15 protein-coding genes are annotated in these 16858 nt (G+C 39.4%); 9 read left to right on the forward strand and 6 right to left on the reverse strand.

Going from position 1 to position 16858, the window contains the following annotated elements; genetic code table 11:
* Positions 1-58: 58 nt before the first annotated feature.
* The gene (locus CXF79_RS05535) at positions 59-1594 is read left to right on the forward strand and encodes an FG-GAP repeat domain-containing protein (protein ID WP_101154270.1); all 1536 of its coding nucleotides are present in this window, start codon (positions 59-61) and stop codon (positions 1592-1594) included.
* Between the two features lie 48 nt (positions 1595-1642).
* Positions 1643-1849, forward strand: a complete 207-nt coding sequence (locus CXF79_RS05540) for a DUF3565 domain-containing protein (protein ID WP_011040945.1) — start codon at positions 1643-1645, stop codon at positions 1847-1849.
* Positions 1850-1913: 64 nt separating this feature from the next.
* Here the strand turns inward: CXF79_RS05540 and CXF79_RS05545 are convergent, their stop codons facing one another.
* Genes CXF79_RS05545 through cyaY form a run of 5 tightly spaced genes read right to left on the reverse strand, consistent with a single transcriptional unit; the run spans position 1914 to position 6688 of the window.
* A complete protein-coding gene (locus CXF79_RS05545; protein ID WP_101154271.1) occupies positions 1914-3125 on the reverse strand; it encodes a heme biosynthesis protein HemY in 1212 nt (403 codons plus the stop codon).
* Positions 3122-4540: a uroporphyrinogen-III C-methyltransferase gene (locus tag CXF79_RS05550; protein ID WP_101154272.1), complete on the reverse strand. Its 1419-nt coding sequence runs from the start codon at positions 4538-4540 to the stop codon at positions 3122-3124. The genes CXF79_RS05545 and CXF79_RS05550 overlap by 4 nt, the downstream gene beginning before the upstream one ends.
* A 23-nt stretch (positions 4541-4563) precedes the next feature.
* Entirely contained in the window at positions 4564-5409 is an 846-nt protein-coding gene (locus tag CXF79_RS05555) for a uroporphyrinogen-III synthase (protein WP_232769084.1), read from the reverse strand.
* Complete coding sequence (gene hemC / locus CXF79_RS05560) at positions 5390-6343, reverse strand: hydroxymethylbilane synthase (protein WP_101154273.1); 954 nt, start codon at positions 6341-6343, stop codon at positions 5390-5392. The genes CXF79_RS05555 and hemC overlap by 20 nt, the downstream gene beginning before the upstream one ends.
* A 24-nt stretch (positions 6344-6367) precedes the next feature.
* Positions 6368-6688: an iron donor protein CyaY gene (cyaY, locus tag CXF79_RS05565; protein WP_011040950.1), complete on the reverse strand. Its 321-nt coding sequence runs from the start codon at positions 6686-6688 to the stop codon at positions 6368-6370.
* Between the two features lie 154 nt (positions 6689-6842).
* On the opposite strand from cyaY, the gene lptM reads away from it, so the two are divergent.
* The 6 genes from lptM to CXF79_RS05595 all read left to right on the forward strand — a co-directional run bounded on the left by lptM (position 6843) and on the right by CXF79_RS05595 (position 13257).
* Positions 6843-7181, forward strand: a complete 339-nt coding sequence (gene lptM / locus CXF79_RS05570) for an LPS translocon maturation chaperone LptM (RefSeq protein WP_101154274.1) — start codon at positions 6843-6845, stop codon at positions 7179-7181.
* A complete protein-coding gene (dapF, locus tag CXF79_RS05575; RefSeq protein ID WP_011040952.1) occupies positions 7181-8011 on the forward strand; it encodes a diaminopimelate epimerase in 831 nt (276 codons plus the stop codon). Before lptM ends, dapF begins: the two co-directional genes overlap by 1 nt.
* Positions 8012-8050: 39 nt before the next feature.
* A complete protein-coding gene (locus CXF79_RS05580) occupies positions 8051-8764 on the forward strand; it encodes a DUF484 family protein (RefSeq protein WP_232769085.1) in 714 nt (237 codons plus the stop codon).
* Between the two features lie 24 nt (positions 8765-8788).
* Complete coding sequence (locus tag CXF79_RS05585) at positions 8789-9562, forward strand: HAD-IA family hydrolase (protein WP_101154275.1); 774 nt, start codon at positions 8789-8791, stop codon at positions 9560-9562.
* A 159-nt stretch (positions 9563-9721) separates the two neighbouring features.
* Positions 9722-11896, forward strand: coding sequence for a DNA helicase II (uvrD, locus tag CXF79_RS05590; RefSeq protein ID WP_101154276.1), 2175 nt, complete (start codon positions 9722-9724; stop codon positions 11894-11896).
* 101 nt (positions 11897-11997) lie between these two features.
* Positions 11998-13257, forward strand: coding sequence for a diguanylate cyclase (locus CXF79_RS05595; protein WP_101154277.1), 1260 nt, complete (start codon positions 11998-12000; stop codon positions 13255-13257).
* A 156-nt stretch (positions 13258-13413) separates the two neighbouring features.
* On the opposite strand, the gene rarD is transcribed toward CXF79_RS05595, so the two are convergent.
* The gene (gene rarD / locus CXF79_RS05600; RefSeq protein ID WP_011040957.1) at positions 13414-14316 is read right to left on the reverse strand and encodes an EamA family transporter RarD; all 903 of its coding nucleotides are present in this window, start codon (positions 14314-14316) and stop codon (positions 13414-13416) included.
* Positions 14317-14561: 245 nt separating this feature from the next.
* Between rarD and recQ the strand changes: the two genes are divergently transcribed.
* Positions 14562-16409: a DNA helicase RecQ gene (recQ, locus tag CXF79_RS05605; protein WP_232769086.1), complete on the forward strand. Its 1848-nt coding sequence runs from the start codon at positions 14562-14564 to the stop codon at positions 16407-16409.
* Positions 16410-16858 lie beyond the last annotated feature (449 nt).

Raw genomic sequence — 16858 nt, forward strand, 5'->3', positions numbered from 1 at the left:
ATTTCTTAGAAGATAGTCATGACTTACGATATGGAACTCACAAAATGAAGCTTATACAATGAAAAAACCTTTACTGTTGAACAACAAAACCTTGTTTGCCCTACTTGTTACCCTCAGTTGCGTGATGTCTTCACCAGCGTTAGCAAAAAAATCAAAAGCCGTCGAATTTAATGAAGTTGTTATTAATTCACCGTTTAAACTTACTCAAGAAATTATTGCAGCAGATGTACTGCCAAGTAAGGGGAAAGAGCTCGTTACTTTTTCTATTGATGAACAGAGTAATCGTTGGTTAATCATTTATCAGTTAGACCATACGGCTAATCAATATGTTGTTGCGGAAAAAATCATCGTGCCTAAAGCCTTTTATCGCTTTGATTTAAGTAAGCAAACGGACGAGAAACAACAAAGTATTTATTTCCTTTCTACTGATTCTTTATTCCAATATCAAACAAATAAATTTAAGCGGTTGGCAAAGATAGAGTCACTCTATATTCAAGAACAGGCGGACTTTATTAGCCGAGGCGACTTCATTCAAGACTTAAACAATGATGCTTTTGATGACGTCGTCATTGCTGATTTTAATAAAACTCATGTTTTTATAGGGCAAGGGTTGAACACGTTTGCTAAACAAACATTGCCAATAATGCCCAGTGTCCGTGTTTTATCTGCAGGAGCAAGTTACACCGAGACCAAGCTATATTTTAGTGATGTTAACTTTGATGATAAAACGGATATCTTAGTGGTGGGTGATGGTGAAATGCTTGTTTATTCACAATATGGAGCGAGTTACTTTACTAAAGAAGCAACAAGTATAACGATCAATAAAGCAATCAGTGGCACTGAATGGTGGAATAAACGTGATGAAAGCGGTGAACAATTAGACCAAAGTGATTTGGAATATAGGAAGATTGAAGAACTGCGAGATGTTAATGCTGATGGTATGACTGATATGGTCGTGCGCTATACCAAAACTTCAGGTGTGCTTGATCGCGTGAACGATTATGAAATTTTCCTCGGTAATAAAAATCAAGGAATGTTGGGCTATGCACAAGAGGCTGACAGCGTTATTCACGCAGAAGGCACATTAACAGGTCTAGAGTTTGTTGATATTAATAATGATGACAAACTTGAGGTATTGCTCGCGGGCTTTGATATTGGCCTATCGCAAATTATTGGTGCTTTAGTTACCGGTGGTATTGACCAAGATGTTTACGTCTTTAAAATGAATAAAGAAGATAAATTCCCAACCCGGCCGGCGATTAAAAAAGGGGTAGAACTCACCTTTAGCTTAACCTCTGGGCAAAGTGGTAGTGCTATTGTTAAGTTAGCAGACTTAAACGGGGATGGGTTGAAAGAGCTTGTTTTATCGGATGATGACGATGAGTTGAAAATATACCTAGGTATAAAAACCAATAAGAAGAAAAAATCATTTAAAAAACGTAGTGTTAGTTATGATACTCAAATACCAAAAGATGGCAATCTGGTGATGGTTGAAGATTTAAATGGCGATGGTAAAGACGATTTGTTGATGAAGTTCTCTCGTCTTGATGGTGAAGATAAAGCTAAGCAGTTTAAAGTGCTCTTTTCTCAGTAAGTCCATGTGATAATACCAAACCAGTGGTACTAATGTAGTGAACAAATAATGAAACAAGCCATTTGTGGTTATCATCAAGATGAAGAACACCATTGGGTGGCGCAACTTGCCTGTGGGCACTTCCAACATGTTAGACACAATCCTCCTTTTACGAATCGGCCTTGGGTCATTTCATTAAAGGGGCGTCAAGGTATGCTGGGCCATCTCTTAAAATGTAAGAAGTGTGATGAAGCAGCGCCTAAGGATAAGCTGTAAAGTACAGTCAGGTGCTTGTTGAGTATTTACTGGGGTAGCAATAGCTCAACAAGCACCTGAGTTTTTATAGAGAGTTTGCTTTTGACCACAGGGCATCAGCCGCTTGAAATTGCCCTTGTTTACTATGGACTTGTGCAAACGCTTGTAAATCCTGACGGTCATATTGCGTACCATATTCGGTATCTTCTAGTTTTAATAGGCTACCAAAAGCTTTTTCTGCCATAGAATATTGTTCACTTTTCATGGCTAAATGACCTAAACAACTCAACCATTTAGCACTATGGATATTCTTATGGAGTTGCTTCTGAACTATCGCAATTAACTCATCGGCGCGCTTAATAGGTAAATTACGAATTTGTTTTAAAAAGTCGCCACTGGGTGATTTTTTAAAAAGCGGTACTAATAACTTATTTAACGGCTCGGTGATTTCGTTTTCGGTTAATACTTTACAGTAAGCAAATAACACAGCTTCTCGTTGTTTAACCTTACGGCTCAGACCATTCCAATTATCGTGCAGTACTTCGCTATCATGCTGTTTGATGCTTTCATTAAAGCTACCGTAATAGGCGAGTTGCTCCCACGTTTGAACCGTTTCATCCAGAATTGTCTTTTCTTTACGCGCCGCTGCTATGTATTGCACGGCTTGTGCAAAGCGTTGCTCTATGATGCATAAATCAATTTCAAGTGCCAATAAGCGGGCGTCATGGCCAATTTGTTTGTGGTTTTCATCAATTAGCGCACGGGCTTTAGCGTAGGTTTCAGTTTTATCTTGGTTCATTAACAATTTAATATTAACAATGACACTTTCTAAACCAACGTCTTTGAGTTTAACGGTTTCTTTTTCAAGTAATGCTAAATAGTGATTGGTATTACTATTTAAGTCTAACTTTGCAGATGCCGAGGCAGCAAGTAGGTAAGCGCTTTGTTTTCTTTTAGATGGAATAGCACTTTTAGCAAATAACGCTTCTGCTTGGCTATAATCCTCTAACATATACGCGGCAAGACCCTTATTGAAGTTGGCAATGCCACGACGTTGTCCGGCAAAAGCAAGCTTATTCCAGGTACCAAAGCTAATATTTAAACCACCGCGTAATAGTTTTAAACTAATAACTAGCGCAATAAAGAGTAGCGTTAACATAATACCAGCTGATAATACGGTTAACTCAATGGTGGTGTTACCCATAGCAATAAGAATGTAACCTTTTTCATCGATTAAAAAAGGGCTTATTGCCATCACACTGAAAAAGATGATTAAGGCAATGATAATGCGGATCATAACTGACCTCCACTCGCTTTTTCACTTTCAGGTTTAGGGCTATCTTTTGGTGCTGATGAGGGTTCAGCAAGTTGTTCAACAACCTGTTTTTCCGTTTGTTCAACTTTTACACTTTTTGACTTAGACGTTTGCGGTTTCGTTACTTGCTTGGAATCTTGCAGCAAACGTTTTATTGCCACTAATGAACGTAAATCACTTGGGTAGTCATAATGAATAGTCTGTTGCTTGAGCTGTTCTATCGATTGATAGAACCTTTTGTTTACAGGCAAGTTCATATCGAAGAATTCATTTAACCATTGCTGAATATCAAGCAGAGTTTGTTGATAAATTTCTTCTTTTTGCTCACTAGCCGCCCATTGCACCAGTTGTATTTTTAGACTTAAATTTTGCTTTAAGTGTTGTTGTTGATCCGGCGCCATTAGTGGCTCAACCATACCTGTTCTTCTGCGAACAGTGATGAAGTCGTTGAGGAATTTATGCCAGGTTTTGGCTAAGTTTTCTTGCCAATCACCGATATTATCAGATAAGGCAAGATCTTCTGTCGTTTGATCGAGTGCTTCAGTCAAGTTTACGCCAGCTAGCATTAAAGTTGGCACCTGCTTGTTAAGGGCCATCAAGGTCAAAATAGCTTCTTGATTTTGCAATGTAGGCATCAAGGCTAAGCTTTCAATATCTTCATTAATTAATGCGCGTACGGGTAAAAATTTAGGTTGATCTAATTCTTTAAGGCGATTATCTGCATCACGCAGTAAATTGATAGCCGCTTTAGTGTCTCGCTCTAACCACATGGTGCGCGCCGCTACACGAACTAGGTATTCTGCTTCATGTATTAGCCAATCGTTAGGTTGACGCAGGCTCACTTGCTGCTCTAACTGCCTTATCTGAGTCGTTAGTTGTTGTAGTTGAGTATCACTATCAAGGTGTGCTTTTTTAGCACTCTCTTGTGATTGACTGGTCGTTCTATGTTGTTGCTGTAACTGTCGGCTAAATTCTGCCGTTAAGCTACTTTTCAACTGTGCTTGGCTTTGTTGTATTGCTTGCTGGTTTTGTTGATTCAGCGTTAATAGTTGCGCGCTACTTTGTTGCTGTTGCCAAACATAATGACCAATAGATGCGAAAATACTCACTGAGGCAATCACTAGTGCAATAATCGCCGTTTTATTAGAAGGCTTGTCAGCTGTCTCCTGCGTATTTGATGGGGAAGGTTTCCTTGCTCCGGCACTGGCCGTTGATTTTTTTGGCTCAGGTTTTGAAAGCGTAGCTTTTTTAGTATCAGCGTTATCATTCTCTGTAGCTGAAGTTTTATTGGCAGTACTGCTAGGTGGGAGTGTAGCGTCCTGTTTTTTCTCGGTATCGCTATTATCCGATAGTGTGTTTTTAGGGACTTCATTATCCGACATAATTCTATATTCCATCGTTATTTACTTTATAAATAGGCTTACGAACAAGAGAGTGCTTGTAACGTATTACAGAGTATTTGAGAGCTGGCGCCATGGGTATTAATGACCCGTTTTAAGCCTAAGGCTTTGGCATTTTTTTCAATGCGATCACTGACCACAACCCACAAACATTGAGATTGCCAATAATTATCTGTGCTATTTGTTGTACTGGCTAGGTACTTTAGTAATGCTAATAATATATCGTTACTGGTAACGACAATACAGTTAATTTTTTGTGCTCGCCATTGCTCAGCAATAATTATTGGTAATGTTCGCCATACACGTTGGTAACTTTCGATATATCGAACCTCAGCACCACGTAGCGTTAAGCTGTTAGCAATGTGCTCTCGTCCACCATTGCCACGAAAGATTATTATCCTTTTACCTATAACTTTAGACAATTGTGGCAGTTTAAGTAAACCCTCACTGTGCTCTTGCTGTGGAGGTGGTGATAAAATGGTGGTCATGCCTATGGCTTGTAATGCTTTTTTGGTGGCATTTCCGACAGCAAAAATGGTTTGAGATAAGTTGTTAGGTAGAGGATAGCTGGCGTGAGCAAATTCAACGGCAGCAACACTAACAAAGATCAGTATATCTGCGTTTTCTAGCGCGGTAGCTATGTCGTGAGCGCTAGCATTCTTTTGATAATCAAATAGGGTTTGGCTGGTATTAACTATGCCTTGTTGATTGAGTAACAAGGCGAGTTGCTGAGCTTTAGCTTTAGGTCGAGTAATTAGGACCTTAAGTGGTTTTACTGGCATAAGTAAAACCTGCTCATTTATAGGTGTCTCAAGTGGGGTCACTTGAGACATTTTTTTGGCAGATTTAGCTGTTTTTGATATCATTTTCTGAATAAACTTGCTGTAAAATTTTATCTGCACCTCGGCTTAGTAACTCTTGCGCGAGTTTATTTCCGAGCGCCTCACCTTCTTCAACAGGGCCGGTGATTTCACTTTCTATCATTTCACTACCATCGACAGCGCCAACTAAGCCACGTAAGTGGATATTTTTACCATCAGCAGAAATAACACCATAGCTACCGATAGGAACCTGGCAACCGCCTTGTAATGCTCTATTCATTGCACGTTCTGCAAGAACACGAATACGGGTAGTCGCACATTCTAATGGCGCTAATAAGGCTTTAAGTTTTTCATCATCTGTACGACATTCAATGCCAACAGCGCCTTGGCCATTTGCAGGAAGCATTTCTTCTGGTTCGATAAACTGTGCAATACGCTCGCTCATTTTTAAGCGAATTAGGCCTGCAGCGGCTAATATAATAGCGTCGTACTGACCTTCATCTAATTTTCTTAGGCGGGTATTTACATTGCCACGTAAATCACGAATATCTAAATCAGGGCGGCTTGCTTTTAATTGACATTGGCGGCGTAAGCTTGAGGTGCCAACAATAGAGCCTTGTGGTAAATCACTTAATGATTTGATGGTATTAGAAACAAAAGCATCACGGGGATCTTCACGAGGACAAATGACTTCTAATCCTAAGCCTTCTGGAAAATCGACAGGAACATCTTTCATTGAATGAACAGCAATATCAGCACGGTCTTCAAGCATTGCTACTTCAAGTTCTTTAACAAATAAACCTTTACCGCCGACTTTGGCTAAAGGCGTGTCTAAAATGATATCGCCTTTCGTTGTCATAGGCACTAATTCAACATTAATACCGTCATGAAAATGCTCAAGTTGCGCTTTAACATATTCTGCTTGCCATAAGGCGAGGGCGCTTTTACGCGTGGCAATTCGTACTGTAGTGTTATTCATTCGATTTATCCAAATATATAATTATTACTGTGCTGAAAGCGTTAATTCAGTTTCAGCTTGCGTGCTTACGGCATTTGATAAAAACTGCCAAAACTCTTCACCGCTGCGTTTGTCTGTCCAACTATCATTATTCAGGACAAAATGGTGGCCATTGAATTTTGTTGCTACCCATATTTCATGCAAGGGTGCTTGCTTGTTTATTATCACTTTGCTGTTATTTTTAAAAGTCAGCGTTAATAACCCGCCAACCCCTTCGTAATCTATGTCGACACCAGAGTCTTCAATCGCCTCTTCTATAGCGAGAAGAAGTGCTTCGGCGATCAAGTTGTATTGGCTATCGTTCATTGCTTATCCTTTAAATACATTATTTGTCTAAGTGAGTATAATTGTTGATAAGCATGTGAGTATAATAGCAATCAGACAAAATAAATATAGATACAGAGCGGTTAAGTTAAGCTAAAAAGCTTGATTTAAACGACTTTCATGGCAAAAAACCATCATGCGTACCAATAGACTTCATTACTTACATCAAAAGCTACATCAAAAATTAAAGCTTAAATCAATTTTACTGACCTTCGTTGCGGTCACTTTTTTATCTGCGTGTGGCATTAAAGGTGATTTGTACCAAACACCTGAGCAAGCGGTTACTTCAAAAAATGAAACGGTAGCGCAAAGTGATGAAAGCCAAGAGAAAAGTATAAGTAAAAGTGTTGAGTCGCAAGAGCAATCAGTGACTACGCTTGATGAATCACAAAAAAAACAAGCCGTTCAACAGCCAATTGAGCAAATAGAACAAGTAACTAACCAGTCAACAGATAAAGTTAAAGAGCAACAATAATGTTAGTCAATTTTTCTAAAATGCATGGTTTAGGTAATGACTTTTTAGTGCTTGATAATGTCACACAAAATGTTTTTTTATCGCCAGAACAAATCACTAAGTTTGCCAACAGAAATTTCGGTGTCGGCTTTGACCAACTATTAGTGGTTGAGCCTCCTTATGATCCAGATTTAGATTTTCATTACCGTATTTATAATGCCGATGGTAGTGAAGTAGGACAGTGTGGAAATGGCGCTCGCTGTTTCGCAAAGTTTGTCCGTATGAAAGGTTTATGCAATAAACATAAGATAAAAGTTTCTACCAGCACAGGTAAAATGAACTTACATATAGAGCGTGATGGTAATATTTCAGTCACTATGCCGGTGCCACAATTTGAACCAAAAAAAATCCCTTTTACTGCACAAAAAACAGAAGGTACTTACATTCTGCGTAGTGAAAGTGAAACGGTATTATGTGGTGCTGTCTCAATGGGTAACCCCCATTGTGTAGTGACTGTCGATAGTGTTGCAGAAGCCGATGTTGAATCACTCGGGAAAGAATTATCTGTACATGAGCGTTTCCCCGAAGATGCTAATGTCGGTTTTATGGAAATTGTTAGCCCTAATTATATTAAATTAAGAGTGTATGAACGTGGAGCAGCAGAAACGTTAGCATGTGGTAGCGGTGCTTGTGCAGCCGTTGTTATTGGTTATATGCAGAAAAAACTAGCGAAACAAGTCACCGTAGAACTGCCAGGTGGAAAATTGCGAATATTTTGGCAAGGACCGGGTCATCCAGTGAAAATGTCTGGACCGGCAACACACGTATTTGATGGTCAAATATCGATATAATCCGCTACTTTCCCAATCCCTTATTAGTAATAGTATCCAATGAAAGAAGAACCTAGCAAGATGAATGATGTACAACAAGCTATCAATAGCGATGATATCCCATTAACGGATGAGTTAGTGGTAAGTTACTTACAAGATAACCCTGAGTTTTTTAATCGCAATAACAGCTTAATGACTGGCTTAAGGCTCAATGATGAGCAACGTGGGACTGTTTCTTTAGTGGAACGTCAACAACAGCAACTGCGTCAAAAAGTCTATGGATTAGAAGATGAGATTACTCAGTTAATGTCAGTAGCTAACCATAATGAGCAGTTATTTGTGCTTTATAGTGATCTATATTTACGCTTACTGGATTGTCAATCAGCGGAAGAATTACTCGATTGTTTACATCAAGCGACAACAGAATTGTTATCTTTATCCTCGTTTAAATTGTGGTTAGTTTCAGGAAATAACACCGAGGTGGCTCACCATAGTTTGTCGACTAATGATTGTGCTGGCGTTATGCAAAACCGCTTAACTAACGACGAGTACTATTTTGGTCGTTTGCAAGAAAGTGAACAAACCCTGATTTTCTCTAAGCCATGCTTAGGCTCAGTAGTATTGATTAAACTAACTCATGATGAACAAGCCGTTGGATTTTTAGCGATTGGTAGTGAAGACGCTCATCACTTCGACCCGCGTATGGATACCTTATTACTTAATCAGTTCAAACGCTTAGTTGCCAAGTTATTACACCAACAGTTATCAATGTAAGAATTCTAAGGATTATGTGAGACTATGCAATTTTACCGACGTTTAACCGCGATTAAAGCCATTAGTTTTGATTTAGATGACACCTTGTATAATAACCGACCAATAATGCAGTCGGTTGAACAGCAAATGGCGCATTACTTTACTGAAAAGTTTGCCATTTTATTACCTGAGCTACTCGTTGAACCAAAGCAGGTCTTTAATCGACGTTTTTGGGCACCGTATCGACAACAAGCGATAAAAGCACATCAGGATATTTCTCACGATGTGGTAAGACTGCGTTTTGAAAGTTATCGTTTAGGTTTGCTGGCGCATAATCTCTCTGCAGAAGCAGCGAGAAAAGAAGCACAAGCGGGCTTAGATTATTTCATTAACTTACGAAGTGATTTTACCGTACCCAAAGAAAGCCATGAACTCTTAGCGAGTTTAAGCAAAGTGTTTCCGTTGGTCTCAATCAGTAATGGTAATGTAGACACCAGAGCCCTGGGCATTGATCATTATTTTCAACATATTTATCATGCCGGTTTTCAAACAGGCAATTGTCATGATGAAAGTGAACATTTGCTAAAACAAAAACCTGAAACCGATATGTTTTCCTTAGTTTGTCAGCAACTCGATATTTTACCTGAACAGTTATTACATGTCGGAGATTGTGGTTTTGCCGATATTCATGGTGCATTAAATGCCGGTTGCCAAACTGCTTGGTTACCGCAATACGGTGTGGGTAAAAGCCTACAGCAAATACCTCATATTGAATTAAGCCTAGTAAGCGACCTGTCACAACTAATTCGAAAAGCTTAAGTATTTGATAGATTACCAAATTGAGCGGGTACTGTAATAATAAACAGTAAAATGCACTCCTGCTCTTAAATGGTGATATACTTTTGCTTTTTATGTACTGATATCTACTTCAATAAATTACGTCACCTCAACTTCGCCACCTAAATAAAGGTTATTCCTATGGACGTTTCAGAATTACTCGACTCTCTCAATGATAAGCAACGTGATGTTGTTGCAGCCCCAAAGCAAAATATGCTTATTTTGGCTGGCGCTGGCAGTGGTAAAACTCGAGTATTAGTGCAACGTATCGCCTGGTTAATGCAAGTTGAGGGGATCTCATCGCATAGCATTTTGGCGGTAACTTTTACCAACAAAGCAGCGGCAGAAATGCGTGCTCGTGTAGAACAAGTGACCAATGGTAATACTCACGGCATGTGGATAGGTACCTTTCATGGCTTGGCGCATCGTTTATTAAGAATGCATTTCCAAGAAGCTAATTTACCGCAAAGTTTTCAAGTATTAGATAGTGATGATCAACTGCGTTTGATTAAACGTATTGTTCGTTCATTAGAGTTAGATGAGAAAAAATGGCCACCTAAACAATTTGTTTGGTATATCAATGGTAAGAAAGATGAAGGTTTGCGCCCTCAACATATTGATGCCCAGTTCGATCCTACCGAAGAATTGTTTGTTAAAGTTTATAAAGCCTATCAAGAAACCTGTGACAGAGCCGGTTTAGTTGATTTTGCCGAGCTGTTATTACGTGCCCATGAATTATGGTTGAAAAACCCAGCACTATTAGATCATTATCAGCAACGTTTTGGTCATATTCTAGTCGACGAATTTCAAGATACCAACGCCATTCAATATGCTTGGCTTACTATGCTGGGCAAAGCTCGCAGTAAGGTGATGATTGTTGGTGATGACGATCAATCAATCTATGGCTGGCGTGGCGCTAAGATTGAGAATATCGAACGTTTTTTACAAGAATATGATGACGCGAAAACTATTCGTCTTGAGCAAAATTATCGTTCAACCGCTAACATTTTGAAATCAGCTAACCAATTAATCTGCAATAACAACAATCGCATGGGTAAAGAGTTGTGGACTGATGGAGAAGCGGGCGAAAAAATCTCAATTTATACTGCTTTTAATGAAATTGATGAAGCGCGCTTTATCGCTGGCCGTATAAAGCAATGGCGTGACGATGGCGGTAAACTTGATGAAATAGCCATATTGTATCGCTCAAATGCACAATCACGCTTACTTGAAGAAGCGTTATTGCAAGGACAATTGCCTTATCGAATTTACGGTGGTCAACGATTCTTCGAACGACAAGAAATAAAAGATGCGCTTGCTTACATGCGTCTTATTAATAATCGTGATGATGATGCGGCCTTTGAGCGTGTTATCAATACGCCTACGCGTGGTATTGGTAATCAAACCTTGTCATTAGTGAGAGACGCAGCACGGGGTTTGGAAGTAACAATGTGGCAAGCTTGCCAGCAAATGTTAAAAGCAGAGCAATTAAAGGGCAGAGGCGCTAAAACGATCACTGCCTTTATTCAACTTATCGAACAATTAGAAGATGATACTACTAACTTAGATTTAGATCAGCAGGCGAACTTTATTATCAATCACAGTGGTTTAAAGGCCATGTATCAGGCTGAAAAAGGTGAACGTGCCGCACAGCGTATTGAAAACTTAAATGAGCTAGTCACCGCATGTCAAACCTTTGAAAGTGATCCTGAGTTAGTGGAAGAGCAAACACCATTAACGGCATTTTTAACCCATGCGGCATTAGAATCTGGTGAATCTCAAGCAGACGAATTTGAAGCCGCAGTACAGTTGATGACAATGCACTCAGCTAAAGGCTTAGAGTTTCCTTTGGTCTTTATTGCGGGTCTTGAAGAAGGTATGTTCCCTTCGCAACAGTCGGTTGAAGAAATTGGCCGTTTAGAGGAAGAACGTCGCTTGTGTTATGTCGGCATGACCAGAGCGATGAGCAAACTCTATTTATGCCACGCCGAGAGTCGCCGTTTATATGGACAAGAAAAATTCCATAAAGCGAGCCGATTTTTACGAGAATTACCTGAAGATTGTATCGAAGAAATTCGCATGCAGTCTCAGGTAAAGCGCCCTAGTAAAGTAGGTAAATTTTCAAATACCTTTACACTTGAAACCTTTGAAAATACTGGTTTTAAGTTGGGGCAGCAGGTTAAGCATGCTAAGTTTGGTGAAGGTGTGGTCCTTAACTATGAAGGCAGTGGTGCTCAATCACGTATTCAAGTGAATTTCGCTGATGTTGGTAGCAAGTGGCTGGTGGTGGAATACGCTAATTTACAAGCGGTTTAACTGTAGAGAGAGTCCTCGTTTATTTGGGGACTTGTTGCATAGTGGGCCTATCAGCCAAAAACTAGCTCGATTGGTATAACTTAAAATCAGAAGGTAGCGTGATGTCTCAAAGATTATTAATAGTAGAAGACAGTAAACCTATAGCGACTGTTATCAAACAGATAGCGCGTTCGTTAAAGTTTGAGGTGGTCATTGCTACTGATTTAGCGCAGGTAGAAAACATCTTATCAACAGATACTGATTTTTTTGCAGCGACTATTGATTATGCCTTACCTGATGCGCTAGATGGTGAGGCGATAGCTTGTGTCTTATCCCATGGTATTCCTAGCATCGTTATGACAGGGAAAATGGATGATGAAACTCGCCAGAAAATATTATCACAGCCAGTTATTGATTATATTCCAAAAGAAAATAGTCAAGCCTTCCTCTATTTAAAGCGTGTTTTACACTGGCAACAAACCAATAATAAAAACACCATTTTGGTGGTCGATGACTCATCTTCTGCGCGAAACCATATTGTAGAGTTATTAAAACGCCGTAATTTTAATGTCATTACCGCTAATAATGGTGTGCAGGCTTTAGAAAAACTTGCTCAGCATAAAAATATTAAAATGGTCATCACTGATTTAGAGATGCCGGCAATGGACGGTATTGAGCTGACCAATGAAATTCGTCGTGTCTATACCCGTGAGCAATTAGCGGTAATCGGTATTTCAGGCGCGAGTAATGGTATTCATTCAGCGCGCTTTATAAAAAATGGCGCCGATGACTTTTTACGTAAACCTTTTTGCCCTGAAGAATTCTATTGTCGCATTACTCAAAATATCGAGAGTTTAAATAACATTGCTAAAATTCAGCATGCAGCTAACACCGATTATTTAACCGACCTCGCTAATCGCCGCGCTTTTTTCCGTAGTGCTGAGTCTCGCATCAAAGAATATATCAATAAAAAAGTACCTTATTGCTTAGCTATGATAGATGTCGACTTTTTTAAGAAGGTAAATGATACCTATGGCCATGATAGTGGTGATCAGGTATTAAAAGTCATTGCACTTTATATGCGTAAACATTTTGGCGCCGGACTTACCGCTCGTTTGGGCGGTGAAGAGTTTGCCGTACTGTTACATGGCTTAGATGCTGATTATTTACATGATAAATTAGATGACTTTAGACGAGAAATTGCGGTGTCTTCTATTCCAGCGGGCGATACGTCAATATCTATTACGTTAAGTTTAGGGGTGGTTTTTGATAGCGAAGATGAGCTCTCTAAGCAAATGAATGAAGCCGATAATGCGTTATACGCAGCAAAAGAAAATGGTCGCAATCAGATCGTCGTCTTTGGTGCTGAACTAGACGATTAGATAGTCTCGGCCGATTAATACAAAGAATATTATAAAGTCAGTGAATAAAAAATAGTGCTTTTTCAAGCGCTATTTTTTTTCAATCTCATATACCTATGAATCACTCAGGTATCCTCAAACTCGCATACTCTAAGTCTCATGGGTATAAATTTCGGCTTAAGTACGCTTTTTAAATGAGTCTAGGCTATAAAGCGCTAACGCTGCCCAAATAAAAACAAAGGTGATTAACTCAGCACTTTTCATGGTTTCTTGATAATAAAACGTCGCCAACAAAAACATAATACTTGGCCCCAAGTATTGAAAAAAACCTAAGGTCGACAGTGCTAATCTTTTAGCCGCGATAGTAAAAAACAATAGAGGTGCCGTTGTCACTATGCCCGCCATTATCAAGGTAAAGTTTAAACTGGCGGCATTTATTGCCATATTACTGGTGCTGCTTTCGACAAAGAAAAACCAATAAATAAGAGCTATAGGTAGCATCATCAATGATTCAATGAATAACCCGATGAAGGAATTAATCGGGAGTTTCTTTCTAATTAATCCATAAATTGCAAAGGTACTTGCTAAAGCAAGTGAGATAATTGGTAAAGTACCTAAAGCAATGAGTTGTACCAATACTCCAACAAGCGCTAAACCAACTGCTATTAATTGGTTTCGACGCAAACGTTCATGAAAAAATATCATGCCGAGAATGACATTAAACAGGGGGTTAATGTAATAACCTAAGCTAGCATCCAGCAAATGATTGTTGTTTACTGCCCAAATGAACAGAAACCAATTCACTGCAAGAAAGCTAGCCGATAAAGATAATTGCAATAATATTTTAGGCTGCTGGAAAATAGCCACTAGCTGTGACCATTTTTTCATCACAATAATCATCACTAACAAAAAGACTGTTGACCAAATCACTCTGTGCATCATTATCTCACCGGGCTCAATTGCGGTGAGTAATTTAAAATATATTGGTGCAAAACCCCAGAGCAGATAGGCACTTAGCGCACTTAGTGCACCATTGCGGTTGCTGTTTTCTTCAAGTTGATTTATGGCTGATGCGCTCATGAGTATTTGTTCATAGTTATAAGGTATAAAAAGAGCGAGGATAATAACACGACATGAAGCGGTTCAAGTATTTAAAGCTAAGTGGTGATTTTTCACCGCGTAAACTTGTCAGTACTCCCCCAGTTTCATTTGATTAACACGATGATTTTACTCGGGTTATAAAAAAAAATTTCTGTACTAGGTTTTCATGGCTACGCTGAGTTAAAATAGCGGCATTACTCATAAGAAAATTAGTCGACACCTTCTTGAATTCCTCCGTTGCCAATGCCCAAACCAGTGCAGAAATCAGTACAGAACTGAGTGCAGAAAATAATGCCTTATTACTCGATACCTTAAAGCATTATTTTGGCTATGAGAGCTTTCGTGAGGGACAAGCTAAAATTATCAATAGCTTGTTGCAAGGGCAGGACTCCTTAGTCTTAATGCCTACCGGTGGTGGTAAATCTTTATGCTATCAGCTACCCGCGGTACTGTTACCCGGTGTTACTGTTGTTGTATCGCCGCTGATTGCCTTAATGAAAGACCAAGTAGATGGCTTAACTAGGCAAGGGATCTCCGCTGCCTTTATTAATTCAAGTTTGGAACAAAGCGAAATTAGTGATATTTTCGCTCGATTGGGACGAGGTGAAATTAAATTACTGTATGTTGCCCCTGAGCGCCTCACTAATTATTACTTCTTACAAAGTTTGAACCAACTGCCATTGAGCTTATTTGCTATTGATGAAGCACACTGTATTTCTCAATGGGGTCATGATTTCAGACCCGCGTACACCAAGCTACAGTGCTTAAAACAAAATTTTCCCACCGTGCCCGTTATGGCGTTAACTGCAACGGCAGATGTGACTACGCGTAAAGATATTTTGAACCAACTTGCGCTGCCAAATCCTTATATTCATCTTGATAGTTTTGACCGGCCCAATATTCGTTTTACGCTAGCGCCTAAATATAATGGCGAAAAACAGTTGTTGGGTTATATCAAAAAGAAGGGTGAAGATAGCGGTATTATTTATTGTAACAGCCGCTGGCAAGTAGAAAAACTAGCTAAGTATTTAGCTGCCAGTGGCATAAACTGCGCTGCTTACCATGCAGGACTAGAAAACGAAATTCGTTCTCTAGTACAAGAAGGGTTCACCAAAGATAATATTCAAATAGTGATCGCTACCGTTGCTTTTGGTTTAGGTATCAATAAACCTAATGTGCGTTATGTGATACATTTTGAGCCACCTCGTACTTTAGAGTCTTATTATCAAGAGATTGGCCGTGCGGGTCGTGACGGTTTAAATGCAGAAGCGCTATTTTTGGTTGATGAGAAAGATGTCGCGCGTATTAAAAAACGTATTAGTGAAGGCGATAATCCGCAGCGAGTGAATGTTGAAATGCAACGTTTTGCTGCCATGGATGCCTTTATTGATGCACAAACGTGTCGTCGGCAGGTGGTACTGAATTACTTTGCCGAATATACCGAAAAAGGCTGTGGAAATTGCGATATTTGCTTAGACCCACCAAGTCAGTTTGATGGCACCATAGAAGCACAAAAAGTACTGTCATGCGTGTACCGTGTGGAGCAACAAGGTGATATTAATCATGTTATTGCAGTCTTGCGCGGTGAGCTCACTGAAAAAATTAAGCAGCTAGCGCATGATAAAGTCTCTACTTTTGGCATCGGTAAAGGAAAAACGGTGGGTTACTGGTTCTCAATTATTGGCCAACTAATTCACTTAGGTTATTTACAGCAAGATATCGAACAACAATCTATTTTATGCTTAACACAAGCGTCGGGCGTGGTATTAAAAGCGCAAGAGCCTTTGATGTTAGCAAGCCCGCGTCTGCAAAAAGCCAGTTACTGGCAAGAAAAAAGCCCACAAAAAAGTTATGACCGTGTGTTATTTGCAAAATTACGCGAACTTCGTAAAGCCATTGCTGATGGCGAAGATATCGCACCTTTTATTGTCTTTAATGATGCTACCTTGTCTGAACTGGCACGTATAAAGCCAAAAACATCGCGTGAAATGCTCAGCATTAGTGGTATCGGAGACGTGAAGTTATCCCGTTACGGACAACCCTTTCTCGCGTTAATCAAAGAGCATAAGTAATTAGTTCGTTTGGTATATACCCGTTACCAATCAAGATGCATGTTTCAGAGTGCTTGAGCAATTTCAATTCAAGGCGCTGTGATGAAATAATGGTTATTCCCTTATAAATCACAGCAACGATGAAGTGATCTTGCTCAAGCGCTTCTTCGATGGGCTTTAAATGACTTTATACTGCGTCAAATAATCAAAGCATAGAATAACTATGCTTAAATTATCTTCCTTACCTAAAGTAATTTTAATTCCCACTGAAATCCTGCTCTTTGAATGGTGACGGGTATAAGTAATTAATATAGATTTGCACAAAAAAATGCCGATTAACTAACTAGGATAGTTGACCGGCATTTCTACAAACGACAGATGATAGAGAGTGAATTACTCTTTTTCAGCAGCTTCAGTTTGTTCAGTTGATTTATCTTGAGCTTGTTCTTGCTCTTTTTTCTCATCGTGAC

Origin of the sequence: Colwellia sp. Bg11-28, from assembly GCF_002836245.1 — a bacterium.
In the GTDB taxonomy this organism is placed as follows: domain Bacteria; phylum Pseudomonadota; class Gammaproteobacteria; order Enterobacterales; family Alteromonadaceae; genus Colwellia; species Colwellia psychrerythraea_A.